The sequence below is a fragment of the Streptomyces sp. NPDC046203 genome, assembly GCF_040646255.1.
GTDB lineage: Bacteria > Actinomycetota > Actinomycetes > Streptomycetales > Streptomycetaceae > Streptomyces.
Window position 1 is genome coordinate 169,383 of sequence record NZ_JBEYZX010000009.1, and the last position, 16,128, is coordinate 185,510.

Consider the following 16,128-nt stretch of genomic DNA (forward strand, 5'->3'; position numbering starts at 1 on the left):
GGGACGGCGGAGGTCACCGGGCCGCGCCCGTCAGCCGCGCGTACGCGGCCTCGTGCGCGCGCCGCCGCTCGCCGTCCCGGGCGAACACCTCGCGCGCCACGGCCGCCAGCGCGTCCGCCGGCGCGCGCAGATCGAGCCGGCTCGCCTCCGCCACCCGCTTCGCCCAGTCGGCGGGCACCGCCGCCGCGCCGTGCAGGGCGCCCGCGAGGGCGCCCGCCATGGTGGCGATCGAGTCGCAGTCCCGGCCGTAGTTGACCGCGCCGAGCACCGTACGCCGGTAGTCGCCGTCGCCGACGAGCAGCATGCCGAGGGCGATGGGCAGTTCCTCGATCGCGTGGGTACGGGAGGGGCGGCGGGCGTCGAGCGAGGGGGAGCGGTAGTCGGGGCCGACCGAGTCGTACGGCGCGACCGCCCGCCGCAGCGGCCCCAGCGCGGACTCGAAGTCCCGGTATCCGTCGGCCACTTCGGCGACCGCCTCGATGGCGGCCCGGGTGCCGTCCTTGGCGAGGGCGAGCGCGGTGTCGACGACCGAGCGCGGGCCGGCGCCGGGAGCGCAGGCCGCGGCGACGGCCGCCGCGAACACCCCGGCGGCCTCCCGCCCGTACGAGGACTGATGGGCGCCCGCGATGTCCACGGCCTCCGCGTAGGCGCCCGCCGGGTCGGCCGCGTTGACCAGCCCGACCGGGGCCATGTACATCGCCGCGCCGCAGTTGACGATGTTCCCGGTGCCGGCCTCGCGCGGGTCGGCGTGCGCGTAGTGCAGCCGGGTCACGATCCACTTCTCGGCCAGGAAGACCCGCTGGAGCGGCAGCGCCTCGGCCTCCAGTTCCGGGATCCACACGGTGCGGCCGATGAGTTCGGGCACCAGGTGCTCGGCGACCGCGTACGCGTCGAGGTGGTCGCGGACCTTCTCGTACACCCGGATCAGGGCGTGGGTCATCAGGGTGTCGTCGGTGACGTGCCCATCGCCCTTGTGGTACGGCGCGAGGGGCCGGGCGGTGCGCCAGGCGTCGCCGTTCCAGGGGCCGACGATGCCGGTGACACGGCCGCCGTGGCGTTCCAGGATCTGCTCGGGGGTGTAGCCCTCGACGGGGCCGCCGAGGGCGTCGCCGACGGCGGCCCCGAGGACACTGCCCGCGATCCGGTCATCCAGAAGGGGAGTCATGTCCGGATTGTCCACCTGGGGTGGCCGGTTCTTCGGCCATGGCCGCGAGCCGACCGGCGAGTTCCACCAGATCGGTGCCCGCGAGCCAGGGCAGCGCGCAGCCCGCGAGGGTCCGGCACGCCTCCCGCCAGGTCGCCGGGATCGAACTCCCGCCGCCCAGCGCCCCGGTGAGCGCCCCGGCCAGCGCCGGGGCGGAGTCCGCGACCCGGGACAGACAGGCCGCGGCCGGCAGCGCCGAGGCGGCCTCGCCCCGCGCGGCCAGGGTCAGCGCCAGGGCGACCGGCACCGTCTCGGCCGCGGCGACGCCGTAGCTGTAGACGTGGTCCACGATCCGGTGTTCGAGCAGCGGGACGAGTTCGAAGGCCGAGGCGGCGGCGCGGGCCAGCCCGACCGCGTACCGGCCGTTGCGGCCGATCTCCGTACCGGGCGGCAGTTCGGCCAGCGCCGCGTCCACCGCCTCGTCCGGGCCCGCCCCGCCGAGCGCGGCGGCGACGGCCGAGGCCATCGCGCGGGCGCCGTGGACGCCGTCGCCGTCCTGGGTGTAGCGGGCGTCGAACTCGGCGAGCGCCGCCGCCGGGCCCGGATCCCCGGGGTGGGCGAGGGCGAGGACGGCGGCGCGGACGCAGGCGGCGTCGTCGAAGTAATGCGGGTTGTCGTGCCCGGTCGCGGGCGGGCGCAGACCGGCCGCGAGATTGCCGAGCCCGGCCCGCACCGAGATCCGGGCCCGCAACGGGAGCACGGCCGACTCGACCTCGGGCGCCCGCTCCGCCGCCGCGGCCACCTGCACGGCGAGCCTGTTCCAGGCGAGGTCGACGGCGGCCCGCCGCCGGAGTTCCGGAGCGAGGGCCGTGGCGGCCGGGCCGGGCCGGGCCAGCAGCACCTCGGCGGTGAACGCCGCCCACTCGGCGTCGTCGGAGGGCCCGAGCGCGAGCGGCGCGGGCGGCTGGTTGAGGGCGAGGGGGACGGGCAGAGTGGTCGTCGCGTTCTCGTCGGCGAAGGCGTCGAGTTCCCGGGTGAGCCGCCGCGTCCACTCCGGCAGCCGCGCCGCCCGGTGCCGCGCGGCGGGCCAGCCGGCGGCGTCCCCGGCGGCGATCCCGAGCAGCAGCCCCTCGACCCGGTCGCGGTACGGGGTCCCGGCCGCAGATGCCGGGTGGGAGAGGAGTGCGTCGGCGGGCGTGGGGCCTTCGGGTGTACGGACGCCTCCCGATGTCCGTGCGCCTCCCGATGTCCGTGCGCCTCCCGACGTACGTGCGCCTCCCGACGTACGGGCACCTCTTGGCGTACGGTCGCCCGGCGCGGGGCCACCTCCTGAGGTACGGCCGCCTTCCGCCGTGCCCGTGCGAGCCGAGCCGCCTTTCGCGCCCGCGCCACCGGCCGCCGGGCCCGCGGCTGTGCCCGTACCCGCACTCGTACCCCTGCCCGTGTCCGTGCCCGCTCCGGGGTCGGCGGGCCCGGGTGTCGTCAGGTCCGCGCTCATACCGTGTTCTCCTCGCACTCCTCGTACTCTCCGCACCCCTCGTGGTCCCCGTGGTCCTCCGGAGTCAGCAGATCCGCGATGTCCAGGACGTGGTAGCCGCGCATCGCGGGGAGGCAGCTGCCCGCCACCGGGGGGATGGCGTCGGCCCACTCCCGGGGGATCGCGGCGGCACCGCACCGCGCGCCCGCGAGCGCGCCGGCGACCGCCGCCGTGGTGTCGGCGTCGCGGCCCATGTTGACGGCGGTGAGCACCGCTGTGCGGAAGTCGCCCCGTGCGGCGGCGAAGGCGCCGAAGGAGAGGGCGACGGCCTCGGGGGCGAGGTCGGTCCAGGGGTAGCCGCCGATCACGACGGCGGAACGGACGGCGCGTTCGCGTTCCGGCGGGTCGGTGCCGGCCCGCCCGGCGGCGACCACCGCGCGGCGGATCGAGCGCGCGGTCCAGGAGTCCATCGGGATCGCCGAGAGCGCCGCCGCGACGACCGAGGTGACCGATCCGCCGCCCATGGCCGCCGCGACCCCCGCCGCGACCGCCTGCCCGCCGTAGATGCCCTCGCCCTCGTGGCTGACGCTGCCGTCGACCGCGACCAGCCGCGCCGCCTCGGCGGGCCGGCCGGCCGCGAAGACGCCGAACGGCGCGGCGCGCATGGCGAGCCCGTCGCTCCAGGCGTGCCGGTGCTGGGCGGAGATCGGCGCGGCCAGGCCCCGGCGCAGGTTCTCCAGGGTGCCGCGCTCGGAGAATCCGGCGCCCCGGAACGGGCGCTCGTCGAGGTCGGCGATCCAGCGGTGCCAGGCCCGTTCGACGTCGGCGACGGTCAGGGCGGAGCCGTGCCGGGCGAGCAGCAGCCCGGAGAAGACGGCGTACTCGGTGTCGTCCGTGCCCGCCGGACGGTCCGTCACGAAGCCCTCGATCCGGCCCCAGCGGCGGCGGATCTCCGAGGGGCGCAGATTCTCGGCGGGCGCGCCGAGCGCGTCGCCCACGGCGAGACCGAGCAGCGCCCCCCTCGCCCGGTCGCGTCGTCCGACCTCCCGGCCACGGTCACCGTCGCCGTCACCCTCACCATCACAGTCGTGCTCGCGGGTCCTCGGGTTCGTCCCATCGGTCATGTCGCTCCCCTTTCATGGTCGTTGCATCTGTTCCACCCGGTGGGCGGCCCCGCACGGAATCGGGACCGTGACGTGGATGACACGACTTCAGGGAACGGCTCCGGAAGCGGCGCCGCGCCACGGCCCCGGGGCGCCTCGCGAGCAGGCTCGGGAGCAGGCGGGACGGCGGGCGGCGGGGCAAGGTGAGCCTTAGTAAGTACGGCCTGCCTTGCTGGCACGCCCCTTACATTCAGCGTATGTTCGAGGACATGGAGGGGGCGGACACGCCGAACCCCAGGGGAGTCAAAGGGGACCCGCATGTCCATCATCGAGACCGCCGCGCCACTGCACGAGGCTCACCGCGACAACCACACCCACCGCGACGTGAACGGCGGCTGGCTGCGCCCCGCCGTCTTCGGCGCGATGGACGGACTCGTCTCCAATCTCGCGCTCATGACGGGTGTGGCGGGTGGCGCGGTCTCCTCGCAGACCATCGTCATCACCGGTCTCGCCGGTCTCGCAGCGGGCGCCTTCTCGATGGCGGCCGGCGAGTACACCTCGGTCGCCTCGCAGCGCGATCTCGTCCAGGCCGAACTCGACGTCGAGCGCCGCCAGTTGCGCAAGCACCCGGTCGACGAGATGGAGGAGCTGGCCGCGCTCTACGTCTCCCGCGGCGTCGAGCCCGCGCTCGCCCGCGAGGTCGCCCTCCAGCTGTCCCGGGACCCGGAGCAGGCGCTGGAGATCCACGCGCGCGAGGAACTCGGCATCGACCCCGACGACCTGCCGTCGCCGCTGGTCGCCGCGGTGTCGTCCTTCGGTTCGTTCGCGCTGGGCGCGCTGCTGCCCCTGCTGCCGTATCTGCTCGGTGCCACCGTGCTCTGGCCGGCCCTGCTGCTCGCCCTGATCGGGCTCTTCGGCTGCGGTGCGCTCGTGGCCCGGGTGACCGCCCGCAGCTGGTGGTTCAGCGGAATCCGCCAGCTCGTCCTCGGCGGCGCCGCCGCGGCCGTCACCTACGGTCTCGGCATGCTCTTCGGGGCGGCGCTGTAGCGCCCGTCCGTTCCACGCGAGAAGACCGCCGCTTCGTAAAGAAGCGGCGGTCTTTCTGTCATATGCCCGACGCGGCCTGCGCGCGGAAGGTGGCCGTCGGCCAGGTGTACTCCAACTCGGGCAGCTCGAAGCCCTGCTCGAACACACAGATCCGTTCGTCGGTACGGAGGGCGCCGTGCCGTTCGTAGAAGGCGATGGCGCGCGTGTTGGCGCTCAGTACCTCCAGATAGACGGGCCGGCCCGGGTGTTCCCGGCCGGCCCAGGCGAAGACGTGCCGCAGCAGCCGGCCGCCGATCCCGGACCCGGTCCGGCCGGGCCTGGCGTGCAGATTGTCGAGCAGTAGACGGCCGTCGGGCCGGGGCAGTACGTAAACGAATCCGTCGAGCCCTGCGGCTCCATCCGGCGCATCGGCCCCATCGCCCCCACTGAGCCCTTCGCCCCCGTCGAGCCCATCCGCCCCATCCGCCCCGGCAGGTTCGCCCGTGCTCTCCACCACGAACAGGGCCGCCCCCGGCTGCGGCTCGTCGAGCCGGCCACGCCACAGCTTCAGCCGGTCCTCCAGGAGCGGGCCGCGCAGAAAGCCGTCCGGCATGATGCCCGCGTACGCCGTGCGCCAGCTCTCGGTGTGCAGAGCCGCGACCCGCTCGGCGTCGTTCGATGTCCCCGTTCTGATCTTCATGGCGCCCAGCCTCGCGCCTCGCCGAGGGTGATGTCACCCCCCCCGGGGCCGGTCCGACCCCGACCCGCCGGGTAGGTCCCCGGGCAGGTTCCAGAGCAGGCCCCCGGGCAGGTCCATAGGCCGGACGGGTGACTGTCGCGAGGTCGTGCGCAGGCCCCGCGCGGGCCCGCCGTTCTGTCCGGATTCTGTCGGGATTCCGTCCGGGACCGCCCCTCCAAGATCCGCGCGTCTTACGCGTCGTCGCAGGTGGAGGCTATGAGGGTGCGTTGTGATCTATCTCCCTGAGCGGATCCGCCGATCGGGTGGGAGACTATGCGCAGCGCCCCATAACGAGCCGGTTACCCGGCGGTTTCGATTGCTCGACCACTGGGCATGAGGCGTAAGCGCCGCGGGCAAGGACGCCCGCCCTGCGACGGGTCGATGGAGACCCCACCGTCGAATCCGTCCCCCGGCGGGCATTCCAGCGGAAGCCCGCGAGAGCCGAACGAGAATCAGCGACACCCTCCGCAGACGCCCCGGACATCCCGCGGGCGCCCTGACGGACCCCTGAGCAGACCCCGACAGGCATCCGGGGATCCCCGCGATCCCCGACCTCCTGTGGGCACCCCCGCGGACAACCCACGGCGACCCCGTGGCGCCCCCGTCCGGTGCCCGCGCGATGTGCCGTATCCGAGGCGGACAGGACACGCAGGACGGGCGGGACCGGAACGAACCTGTTCGCCCCACCCCTGCAATGTCCGCATAGTGGAATCTTCTTTCCGACTGGCGAGAAGAAAGCCATCATGTAACCTGCACGAACTTTCGCGGAGGGCCAACGTCGTCCCTCGGCTGCTGCATATGCCACGACGACGACGGGAGAGCCGATGCGTACCCACGCCTGGTCGCCCCTGGACGGTCGCCCCGCCCCCCAGGGGCTGTACGACCCCCGCAACGAACACGACGCCTGTGGTGTCGGGTTCGTGGCCACCCTCACCGGTGTGGCCGACCACGAGCTGGTCGAGCAGGCGCTGACCGTCCTGCGCAATCTCGAACACCGCGGCGCGACCGGCTCCGAGCCCGACTCCGGTGACGGCGCCGGCATCCTGCTCCAGGTCCCGGACGCGTTCCTCCGCGAGGTCGCCGGATTCGAGCTGCCCGAGGCCGGTGCGTACGCCGTCGGCATCGCCTTCCTGTCCGCCGAGGACCCCGACCCGGCCGCCGCCCGCATCGAGGCGATCGCCGCCGAGGAGGGCCTGACCGTCCTCGGCTGGCGCGACGTCCCCGTCGCCCCCGAACTGCTCGGCGCCTCCGCCCGCGCCACCATGCCCGTCTTCCGCCAGCTCTTCGTCGCGGACGCCACCGGCACCGGCACCCCCACGGGCACCACCGGCACCACCACGGGCACCACCGTCACCACCAGCACCCCCGCGGGCCCCGCCACCGGCATCGCCCTCGACCGCAAGACGTTCGTGCTGCGCAAGCGCGCCGAGCGCGAGACCGGGACGTACTTCCCGTCGCTCTCCGCCCGCACCCTCGTCTACAAGGGCATGCTGACCACCGGCCAGCTGGAGCCCTTCTTCCCGGACCTGTCCGACCCCCGCTTCGCCACCGCCCTCGCGCTGGTCCACTCGCGGTTCTCCACCAACACCTTCCCGAGCTGGCCGCTCGCCCACCCGTACCGCTTCGTCGCCCACAACGGCGAGATCAACACGGTCAAGGGCAACCGCAACTGGATGACCGCCCGCGAGGCGCAGCTCGCCTCCGACGTCTTCGGCACCGGCCCGGACGGCCGGGGCGTCGAGCGCGTCTTCCCGGTCTGCACCCCGGACGCCTCCGACTCCGCCTCCTTCGACGAGGTCCTGGAGCTGCTGCACCTCGGTGGCCGCTCGCTGCCCCACGCCGTCTTGATGATGGTGCCCGAGGCGTGGGAGAACCACGGCTCGATGGACCCGGCCCGGCGCGCGTTCTACCAGTACCACTCCACGATGATGGAGCCCTGGGACGGCCCCGCCTGCGTCACCTTCACCGACGGCACCCAGGTCGGCGCGGTCCTCGACCGCAACGGTCTGCGCCCCGGTCGCTACTGGGTCACCGACGACGGTCTCGTCGTCCTCTCCTCCGAGGTCGGCGTCCTCGACATCGACCCGGCCCGGGTCGTCCGCAAGGGCCGCCTCCAGCCCGGCCGGATGTTCCTCGTCGACACCGCGGAGCACCGCATCGTCGAGGACGACGAGATCAAGGCCGGTCTCGCCGCCGAACGGCCGTACGAGCAGTGGCTGGAGACCGGCGAGATCGAGCTCTCCGACCTCCCCGAGCGCGAGCACATCGTGCACACCCACGCCTCGGTCACCCGCCGCCAGCAGACCTTCGGCTACACCGAGGAAGAGCTGCGCGTCATCCTCGCCCCGATGGCCCGCACCGGCGCCGAACCCATCGGCTCCATGGGTACGGACTCGCCGATCGCCGCGCTCTCCGAGCGCCCGCGTCTCCTCTTCGACTACTTCACCCAGCTGTTCGCGCAGGTCACCAACCCGCCGCTGGACGCCATCCGGGAAGAACTGGTCACCTCGCTGCGCTCCTCGCTCGGCCCGGGCAGCAATCTGCTCGACCCGACCGCCGCGTCCTGCCGCAGCGTCACCCTGCCCTTCCCGGTCATCGACAACGACGAGCTGGCCAAGCTCGTCCACATCAACGCCGACGGCGACATGCCCGGCATGAAGGCCGTCACCCTCTCCGGTCTCTACCGGGTCTCCGGCGGCGGCGACGCGCTCGCCGCCCGGATCCGCGACATCTGCGCCGAGGCCGACGAGGCGATCGACGCCGGCGCCCGCCTCGTCGTCCTGTCCGACCGGCACTCCGACGCCGAGCAGGCCCCGATCCCCTCGCTGCTGCTCACCGCCGCCGTGCACCACCACCTCATCCGCACCAAGCAGCGCACCAAGGTGGGGCTGCTCGTCGAGGCCGGCGACGTCCGCGAGGTCCACCATGTGGCCCTGCTCATCGGGTACGGTGCCGCCGCCGTCAACCCGTACCTCGCCATGGAGTCCGTCGAGGACCTGGTCCGGGCCGGCACCTTCATCACGGACACCGAGCCCGAGCAGGCCATCCGCAATCTCATCTACGCCCTCGGCAAGGGTGTCCTGAAGGTCATGTCCAAGATGGGCATCTCCACGGTCGCCTCCTACCGGGGCGCCCAGGTCTTCGAGGCCGTCGGCCTCGACACCGCCTTCGTCGAGACGTACTTCAACGGCACCACCACCAAGATCGGCGGCGCCGGCATCGACGTCGTCGCCCGGGAGGTCGCCGCCCGCCACGCCAAGGCGTACCCCGCCTCCGGCATCGCCCCGGCGCACCGCGCCCTGGAGATCGGCGGCGAGTACCAGTGGCGGCGCGAGGGCGAACCGCACCTGTTCGACCCGGAGACCGTCTTCCGGCTCCAGCACGCCACCCGCACCAAGCGGTACGACATCTTCAAGAAGTACACCGACCGGGTCAACGAGCAGTCGGAGCGGCTGATGACGCTCCGCGGCCTGTTCGGCTTCGCCGCCGAAGGCCGTACTCCCCTCCCTCTCGACGAGGTCGAGCCGGCCGCCGACATCGTCCGCCGCTTCTCCACCGGCGCCATGTCGTACGGCTCCATCTCCCGCGAGGCCCACGAGACCCTCGCCATCGCCATGAACCGGCTCGGCGGCAAGTCGAACACCGGCGAGGGCGGCGAGGACTCCGACCGGCTGTACGACCCGGAGCGCCGCTCCGCGATCAAGCAGGTGGCCTCCGGCCGCTTCGGCGTCACCAGCGAGTACCTCGTCCACGCCGACGACATCCAGATCAAGATGGCCCAGGGCGCCAAGCCCGGCGAGGGCGGCCAGCTGCCCGGCCACAAGGTCTACCCGTGGGTCGCGAAGACCCGGCACTCCACCCCCGGCGTCGGCCTGATCTCCCCGCCGCCGCACCACGACATCTACTCCATCGAAGACCTCGCCCAGCTCATCCACGACCTCAAGAACGCCAACCCCGAGGCCCGCATCCATGTGAAGCTGGTCTCCGAGGTCGGCGTCGGCACCGTCGCCGCCGGTGTGTCCAAGGCCCACGCGGACGTCGTCCTCGTCTCCGGCCACGACGGCGGTACGGGCGCCTCGCCCCTGACGTCCCTGAAGCACGCGGGTGGCCCCTGGGAGCTCGGCCTCGCCGAGACCCAGCAGACGCTGCTGCTCAACGGTCTGCGCGACCGGATCGTCGTCCAGACCGACGGCCAGCTGAAGACCGGCCGCGACGTCGTGATCGCCGCCCTCCTCGGCGCCGAGGAGTTCGGCTTCGCCACCGCGCCGCTCGTCGTCTCCGGCTGCGTCATGATGCGCGTCTGCCACCTCGACACCTGTCCGGTCGGCATCGCCACCCAGAACCCGGTGCTGCGCGACCGCTTCGCCGGCAAGCCCGAATTCGTCGTCAACTTCTTCGAGTTCATCGCCGAAGAGGTCCGCGAGATCCTCGCCGAACTGGGCTTCCGCACCCTGGAGGAGGCCGTCGGCCACGCCGAACTCCTCGACACCAGCCGGGCCGTGACCCACTGGAAGGCCCAAGGGCTCGACCTGGAACCGCTGTTCCACGTCCCAGACCTGCCCGACGGCGCGGTCCGCCATGCCCTCGTCCCGCAGGACCACGGCCTGGAGAAGGCCCTCGACAACGAGTTGATCGAACTCGCCGCCGAGGCCCTGAACGCGCCCTCCGCCGAGAGCGCCGCCCCCGTCCGGGCCCAGATCGCCATCCGCAACATCAACCGGACCGTCGGCACCATGCTCGGCCACCAGGTGACCAAGCGGTTCGGCGGCGCGGGCCTGCCCGACGACACCATCGACATCACCTTCACCGGCTCCGCCGGCCAGTCCTTCGGCGCCTTCCTGCCCGCCGGCATCACCCTGCGCCTGGAGGGCGACGCCAACGACTACGTCGGCAAGGGCCTGTCCGGCGGCCGGATCGTGGTCCGCCCGGACCGGGGCGCCGACCACCTTGCCGAGTACTCCACCATCGCGGGCAACACCCTCGCGTACGGCGCGACCGGCGGCGAGATGTTCCTGCGCGGCCGCACCGGCGAACGCTTCTGCGTCCGCAACTCCGGTGCCCTGGTGGTGTCCGAGGGCGTCGGCGACCACGGCTGCGAGTACATGACCGGCGGCACGGCCGTCGTCCTCGGCGAGACCGGCCGCAACTTCGCGGCCGGCATGTCCGGCGGCGTCGCCTACGTCGTCGACCTCGACCGGAGCCGCGTCAACCCCGGCAACCTCGCCGCCGTCGAGACCCCGTCCGCCGCCGACACCGACCGGCTGCGCGACATCGTCCGCCGTCACCACGAGGAGACCGGCTCGACGGTCGCCGAGAAGCTGCTCGCCGAGTGGGACACCGCCGCGACCCGCTTCAGCAAGATCATCCCGACCACGTACAAGGCCGTGCTCGCCGCCAAGGACGCCGCCGAGCTGGCCGGTCTCTCCGAGACCGAGACCACCGAGAAGATGATGGAGGCGGCGACCCATGGCTGACCCCAAGGGCTTCCTGACCACCGGGCGCGAGGTCGCCCCGACCCGGCCGGTGGCCACCCGCGTCAAGGACTGGAACGAGGTCTACGTCCCCGGCTCCCTGCTGCCCATCATCGGCAAGCAGGCCGGCCGCTGCATGGACTGCGGCATCCCGTTCTGCCACAACGGCTGTCCGCTCGGAAACCTCATCCCCGAGTGGAACGACTACGCCTACCGCGAGGACTGGGAAGCCGCCTCCGAGCGGCTGCACGCCACCAACAACTTCCCGGAGTTCACCGGCCGGTTGTGCCCCGCCCCCTGCGAGGCGGCCTGTGTGCTCGGCATCAACCAGCCGGCCGTCACCATCAAGAACGTCGAGGTCTCCATCATCGACCGGGCGTGGGACGCGGGTGGCGTACGGCCGCAGGCGCCCGAGCGGCTGTCCGGCAAGACCGTCGCCGTCATCGGCTCCGGCCCGGCCGGTCTCGCCGCCGCCCAGCAGCTCACCCGGGCCGGGCACACGGTCGTCGTGTACGAGCGGGCCGACCGCGTCGGCGGTCTCCTGCGGTACGGCATCCCCGAGTTCAAGATGGAGAAGCGGCACATCAACCGCCGCATCGAGCAAATGCGGGCGGAGGGCACCAAGTTCCGCACCGGCATCGAGATCGGCCGCGACCTCACCGCCACCGATCTGCGCAAGCGCTTCGACGCCGTCGTGGTCGCCGCCGGCGCCACCACCGCCCGCGACCTGCCCGTCCCGGGACGCGAACTGCGCGGTGTGTACCAGGCGATGGAGTACCTGCCGCTCGCCAACAAGGTGCAGGAGGGCGACTACGTCACCACCCCCCTGTCCGCCGAGGGCAAGCACGTCGTCGTCATCGGCGGCGGCGACACCGGCGCCGACTGCGTCGGCACCGCCCACCGCCAGGGCGCGGCCTCCGTCACCCAGCTGGAGATCATGCCCCGGCCGGGCGAGGAGCGCAGCGAGGGCCAGCCGTGGCCGACCTTCCCCATGCTCTACAAGGTCACCTCGGCCCACGAGGAGGGTGGCGAGCGGGTCTACTCCGTCTCCACCACCCACTTCGAGGGTGACGAGGACGGCAATGTGCGGTTCCTGCACCTGGTCGAGGTCGAGTTCACGGACGGCAAGCTGGTCCAGAAGCCCGGCACCGAGCGGCGGATCCCCGCCCAGCTCGTCACCCTCGCGATGGGCTTCACCGGCACGGACACCGCCAACGGACTCGTCGCCCAGCTGGGTCTCGACCTTGACGCACGCGGTAACATCGCTCGTGACAAGGACTTCGCCACCAACGTCGATGGCGTCTTCGTCGCCGGCGACGCCGGCCGCGGCCAGTCGCTCATCGTATGGGCCATCGCCGAGGGCCGTTCCGCCGCCCGCGCGGTCGACCGGCACCTGACCGGAGCCAGCTCCCTGCCGGCCCCGATCCGCCCCACGGATCGCGCGCTGACGGTCTGACCCACCGCCCCGGACCCGGGGCCCCTGAATCGTCCCGTACAACGACGTGCGGAACTGAGCGCGGCGCTCGCCCGAACTGTCCCCGACCAAGGACGACCTGGGTGGGCGCCGCGGCGCTCGTGGTGCGGGTGCGCGAAGGTCCGTGGTGGGTGCGGCGCGCGGCCGACGGCGGCGCGTACGGTCGCTGTCGGTTTCCGGGTGCGGGCGGGAGGGGGCGCGGACTGTTCTGGGCGGGGCGGGGTGGGGGCGGCCCGGTGTGGGCTACTGGAGGCGCATCCGGTGTGGGTGGGCCGGGTCGGTGGGGCAGACGAAGGCGCGGTACTCGCCGTCTCGTCCGACCTTGATCCCCGTCGCCCCGTTCAGCCGGTCGAACGGCAGGTCGAACGGCAGGTCGAACGGCTCCCAACTACAGTCCGGCCGGTTCTTCTCGTACGTGTCTATGGTCAGCAGCACCCGCATCTCCGTTCCGCAGACGTCACAGAACACCCGGACCAGATCGGTCTTGTGCCACGACTCCCACCCGCCGGCCTTCCAACCGGGCGCGAGGGACAGGTCGTACTGGTAGCCGGGTGCCAAGTCGCCCATCCGCACGATGAGTTCGTCCTCCCAGGCGTCGATGCGCGCGACGAGTCCGGCGGGCAGATAGTCGGCGTACGGGTACTCGGTCACTTGCTCGGGATGCAGGACGCAGGGCTCCGGCACGTAGTACTCGCGGCCCACGACGCCCGGCTCGGGCATGACGGCGAGCGGTTCCGTCACGTCCGCCGCCCGTCGCCAGAAGAGCCGGGTGTACGGGCACCGGTGGGCGAACGGCCCGTCCTCGTGCTCGGAGAAGGGACACCACAGCACCTGGAGCAGATCCGTCCCGGGCGGGGCGAACGGCGCCAGATCCGGGACGTCCCGTACGTACAACTGGGCCAGAGCGAGCAGCGGCAGCGGCCCGCCGTCGCGACGGTCCGGCCGCCCCTCGGCGCGCGTCAGCTCGTCGAGTTCGACCTGCTCCTCGGCGGTGTAGGCGGGCTGCCCGTCCGCCGTACGCGGCCGCTGCCGGACCTCCCGCAGGATCCGCCGGTGGCGCCGCACCCGCTCCGGCGACATCCCGTACACCCGCTCGTGCTCCGCGCACCCCGGCCACGCCTCGCCCGCCGGCCACAGCAGCGGACCGCCCACCGAACTCTCCCCGGCGGTCGGCGCGCCGGGCCGGGGGTGCAGCCGCGTGCCGGTGCGGGCCCACGGGATCAGCTCGGGAAAGGGGACGGTGACGTCGAGGGGGCGATACGGCGTGTGGAAGGCCATGACCACGACGGTACGGGGCGCGCGGCGGACCGTCTCCCGGGTTCGCGCGCGAGCGGGCGCCCGGGTCGGCAAGTCCCTTTCGTCCCAGTGTCATTCGGGCGCTGAGCTGGGGGAAGGGGGCCAAAGAGTGGGCGGTGGCCTCTTTTGTAGACTCGCCGACGATCTTGACGGGCCGAGGGATGGGGGACGGCGAGTTGAACGACGGGCACGAGCACCGGTTCACGTACGTGCAGACGGGAGAACAGGGGCAGGGGCAGGGGCGGGCGCCGGGGCGGGGGCGGTGGCTCAGCGAGCGGCTGGACGTGGCGTCGCTCCGTAACCCCAAGACCGTGGCGAGGGCGGTCTTCCACCCCGCATGGGTGCCCGAGGGCGTCGACCCCACCGTGGAGAGCCTCAAGCGCGCCCGGGTCATCGTCGGCGCGATCACGGCGGTCGGCGTCTACACCTTCGTGCAGGGCGGCTTCGCCTTCGACGAGATGCTGGAGAACGTGCTGACGGCCAGTCTCGTCCTGCTCGTGCTGACCCCGCTGACGGTCGGCGTGATGCTCCTCGTGTGGCGGCGCCGCGCCGGCGCCGTCGGCCGCCACCTGCGCACCCCGCTCTTCAACTCGCTCAAGCTGCTGCTGCTCTTCATCGGCTCGGTCGTGCTGATGGTGACGACCTGGCGGATGGGGCTGGGCAATGGCCTCCTCATGACGCTGCTGTGCTTCCTGCTGGGGCTGTGGCTCACCGCGTTCGTGGCCATCGGCACCGTGCACGTGTCCGGAAACTTCTTCGGCACGGCGGCCGTACACCGCTGCCTGCCCCCGCTGCTCGCCACCGTGACGACCTGGCTGGTGGCGATCCCGGACCTGGTCGGCGGCGACCTGCACGGCCTCAGCCTCACCATGGGCATCGTCTTCATCCTGGGCGCGCCGGTCACGGTCACGGCGATCTCCCTGCTGGAGATGAAGCGCCTCCGCAGCCGCCTCGGCATCCGCCTGGGCGACCACCCGGCGCCCCCGTCCGGGCACGCCCACCTGCCGCACCAGGACGGCCCGCCGGCCGGGAACCCGTACGGGAATCCGTACGCGGCGCCGCAGGGCCACATGCCCCCGGCCGGCAACCCCTACGCGACGGGACACCGGACGCCGCCGGTTCCGCCGAGGCCGTCCTCGCCGCCCTCGAACCAGGCGTGGTAGGGGAGTCGGGGAACCCGGCTGCGGGCGGATGGCGGTCGATCCCGCGTTCGATAAGGAGTGGCCGGGGGCTTGTCGGACCGAGATAGTGACCCCATGTCTTCTCTCGTACGACACGTCACCATCGATTGTTCCGACGCCTACGCCCTGGCCTCCTTCTGGGCCCGGGTCCTCGACGCCAAGCTCGCCGACGACGACAAGCCCGGCGACCCCGAGGCCGTGGTGGACTCGCCCGGCGCCAGCCTCCTCTTCCTCCAGGTCCCGGAGGGCAAGACGGTGAAGAACCGTATCCACCTGGACCTCCGCCCCCTGGACCGCACCCGCGACGAGGAGGTGGAACGCGTCATCGCCCTCGGCGCCACCCTCGTCGACGACCGCCGCCGCCCGGACGGCACGGGCTGGGCCGTCCTCACGGACCCTGAAGGTAATGAATTCTGCGTCGAGCGCAGCCAAGCCGAGCACGAGGCCACGCAGCGGCCCGCCGAGTAGCTCACGCGGCCCCGGAGGCACCATCGGCTCGGCCCGACCGCCAAGGCGGTCGGGCCGAGCCGCGTTGTCAGAGGGGTCGGTCAGGATGGTCGTATGACAGACGGAATTGCCTGGCTTGCGGCCCCTCGATGCATCGCGTACGGCGGCTACAGCGTGGTGCTCGCCAAAGGACTCTCCCCGGAGGAACTCGCCGGCCGTCTCTCGGTGGCGATGCGCTACGGAGAGCGCGTCGTCGAGCAGGCCGGCGAGCACACCAGCGAGTCTCTCCTGGAGCTCCTGGAGGACACCTACGGTGACTACTGGGACGGCATCGGGCTGCGCCTCGGCCGCGCGGAGCACTGGACGTACGCGGTCGCGTACGGCGGCTGGCCCGGAGAGTTCGGAGACCTGGACGCGGTCTCACGCGACGGCGCGGACGTCTGCCTCCTGGAGTACGAGGAGGAGAACGGCAAGCCGGTCCCGCCACAGTTCGCCTACTACCGTGATGGCCGACTCCTCAGCGCCTGCAATCTGCATCTCGACGCCTCCTGGGGCTACCAGGGAGTGGACGGCGACCCCGGCACTGCCGCCCGTCTCCAGCAGCGGCTGACCGAGGCTGGTCTCCCCGACCCGGAATTGGGCGGAAGAGAAGCGCACCGTATCGCGCTCGGTGTGGTGGAGGAGTTCTTCGGCCTCTCGCTCCCGCGCACAGCGATCGTCGACGGCACCCTTCCGGCGGTCCTGCTGGAACCGGCGTGATCGCCGCGTCC

11 protein-coding genes are annotated in these 16,128 nt (G+C 72.7%); 6 read left to right on the forward strand and 5 right to left on the reverse strand.

The genetic code is table 11. From position 1 onward, the window contains the following. Positions 1–13: 13 nt before the first annotated feature. The 3 genes from ABZ990_RS10810 to ABZ990_RS10820 are packed head-to-tail and all read right to left on the reverse strand — an operon-like array spanning position 14 to position 3,745. Entirely contained in the window at positions 14–1,165 is a 1,152-nt protein-coding gene (locus ABZ990_RS10810; protein ID WP_361228535.1) for an ADP-ribosylglycohydrolase family protein, read from the reverse strand. Beyond that, positions 1,146–2,642: an ADP-ribosylglycohydrolase family protein gene (locus ABZ990_RS10815; RefSeq protein WP_361228538.1), complete on the reverse strand. Its 1,497-nt coding sequence runs from the start codon at positions 2,640–2,642 to the stop codon at positions 1,146–1,148. The genes ABZ990_RS10810 and ABZ990_RS10815 overlap by 20 nt, the downstream gene beginning before the upstream one ends. Beyond that, positions 2,639–3,745, reverse strand: coding sequence for an ADP-ribosylglycohydrolase family protein (locus ABZ990_RS10820; RefSeq protein ID WP_361228541.1), 1,107 nt, complete (start codon positions 3,743–3,745; stop codon positions 2,639–2,641). The genes ABZ990_RS10815 and ABZ990_RS10820 overlap by 4 nt, the downstream gene beginning before the upstream one ends. Before the next feature lie 297 nt (positions 3,746–4,042). Here ABZ990_RS10820 and ABZ990_RS10825 point away from each other — a divergent pair, with 297 nt between their 5' ends. Further along, on the forward strand, positions 4,043–4,771 hold the full coding sequence (locus ABZ990_RS10825) for a VIT1/CCC1 transporter family protein (RefSeq protein WP_361228544.1): 729 nt from the start codon (positions 4,043–4,045) through the stop codon (positions 4,769–4,771). A gap of 58 nt (positions 4,772–4,829) precedes the next feature. Here ABZ990_RS10825 and ABZ990_RS10830 read toward each other — a convergent pair whose 3' ends face one another. Beyond that, a complete protein-coding gene (locus ABZ990_RS10830) occupies positions 4,830–5,450 on the reverse strand; it encodes a GNAT family N-acetyltransferase (RefSeq protein WP_361228547.1) in 621 nt (206 codons plus the stop codon). A gap of 863 nt (positions 5,451–6,313) precedes the next feature. On the opposite strand from ABZ990_RS10830, the gene gltB reads away from it, so the two are divergent. Both gltB and ABZ990_RS10840 read left to right on the forward strand, forming a co-directional pair. Further along, positions 6,314–10,963 carry a glutamate synthase large subunit gene (gene gltB, locus ABZ990_RS10835; RefSeq protein ID WP_361228550.1) on the forward strand — a complete coding sequence of 1,550 codons (4,650 nt, stop codon included), beginning with the start codon at positions 6,314–6,316 and terminating at the stop codon, positions 10,961–10,963. Beyond that, on the forward strand, positions 10,956–12,416 hold the full coding sequence (locus ABZ990_RS10840) for a glutamate synthase subunit beta (protein ID WP_361228553.1): 1,461 nt from the start codon (positions 10,956–10,958) through the stop codon (positions 12,414–12,416). Before gltB ends, ABZ990_RS10840 begins: the two co-directional genes overlap by 8 nt. Positions 12,417–12,677: 261 nt before the next feature. Here ABZ990_RS10840 and ABZ990_RS10845 read toward each other — a convergent pair whose 3' ends face one another. Beyond that, positions 12,678–13,712: a hypothetical protein gene (locus tag ABZ990_RS10845; RefSeq protein ID WP_361228555.1), complete on the reverse strand. Its 1,035-nt coding sequence runs from the start codon at positions 13,710–13,712 to the stop codon at positions 12,678–12,680. A 194-nt stretch (positions 13,713–13,906) separates the two neighbouring features. Between ABZ990_RS10845 and ABZ990_RS10850 the strand changes: the two genes are divergently transcribed. From ABZ990_RS10850 to ABZ990_RS10860, 3 genes are all read left to right on the forward strand, one after another. Next, on the forward strand, positions 13,907–14,893 hold the full coding sequence (locus ABZ990_RS10850) for a hypothetical protein (protein ID WP_361228558.1): 987 nt from the start codon (positions 13,907–13,909) through the stop codon (positions 14,891–14,893). Between the two features lie 93 nt (positions 14,894–14,986). Further along, a complete protein-coding gene (locus ABZ990_RS10855) occupies positions 14,987–15,379 on the forward strand; it encodes a VOC family protein (protein WP_361228561.1) in 393 nt (130 codons plus the stop codon). A 93-nt stretch (positions 15,380–15,472) separates the two neighbouring features. Continuing rightward, the gene (locus ABZ990_RS10860) at positions 15,473–16,117 is read left to right on the forward strand and encodes a hypothetical protein (RefSeq protein WP_361228564.1); all 645 of its coding nucleotides are present in this window, start codon (positions 15,473–15,475) and stop codon (positions 16,115–16,117) included. Positions 16,118–16,128 lie beyond the last annotated feature (11 nt).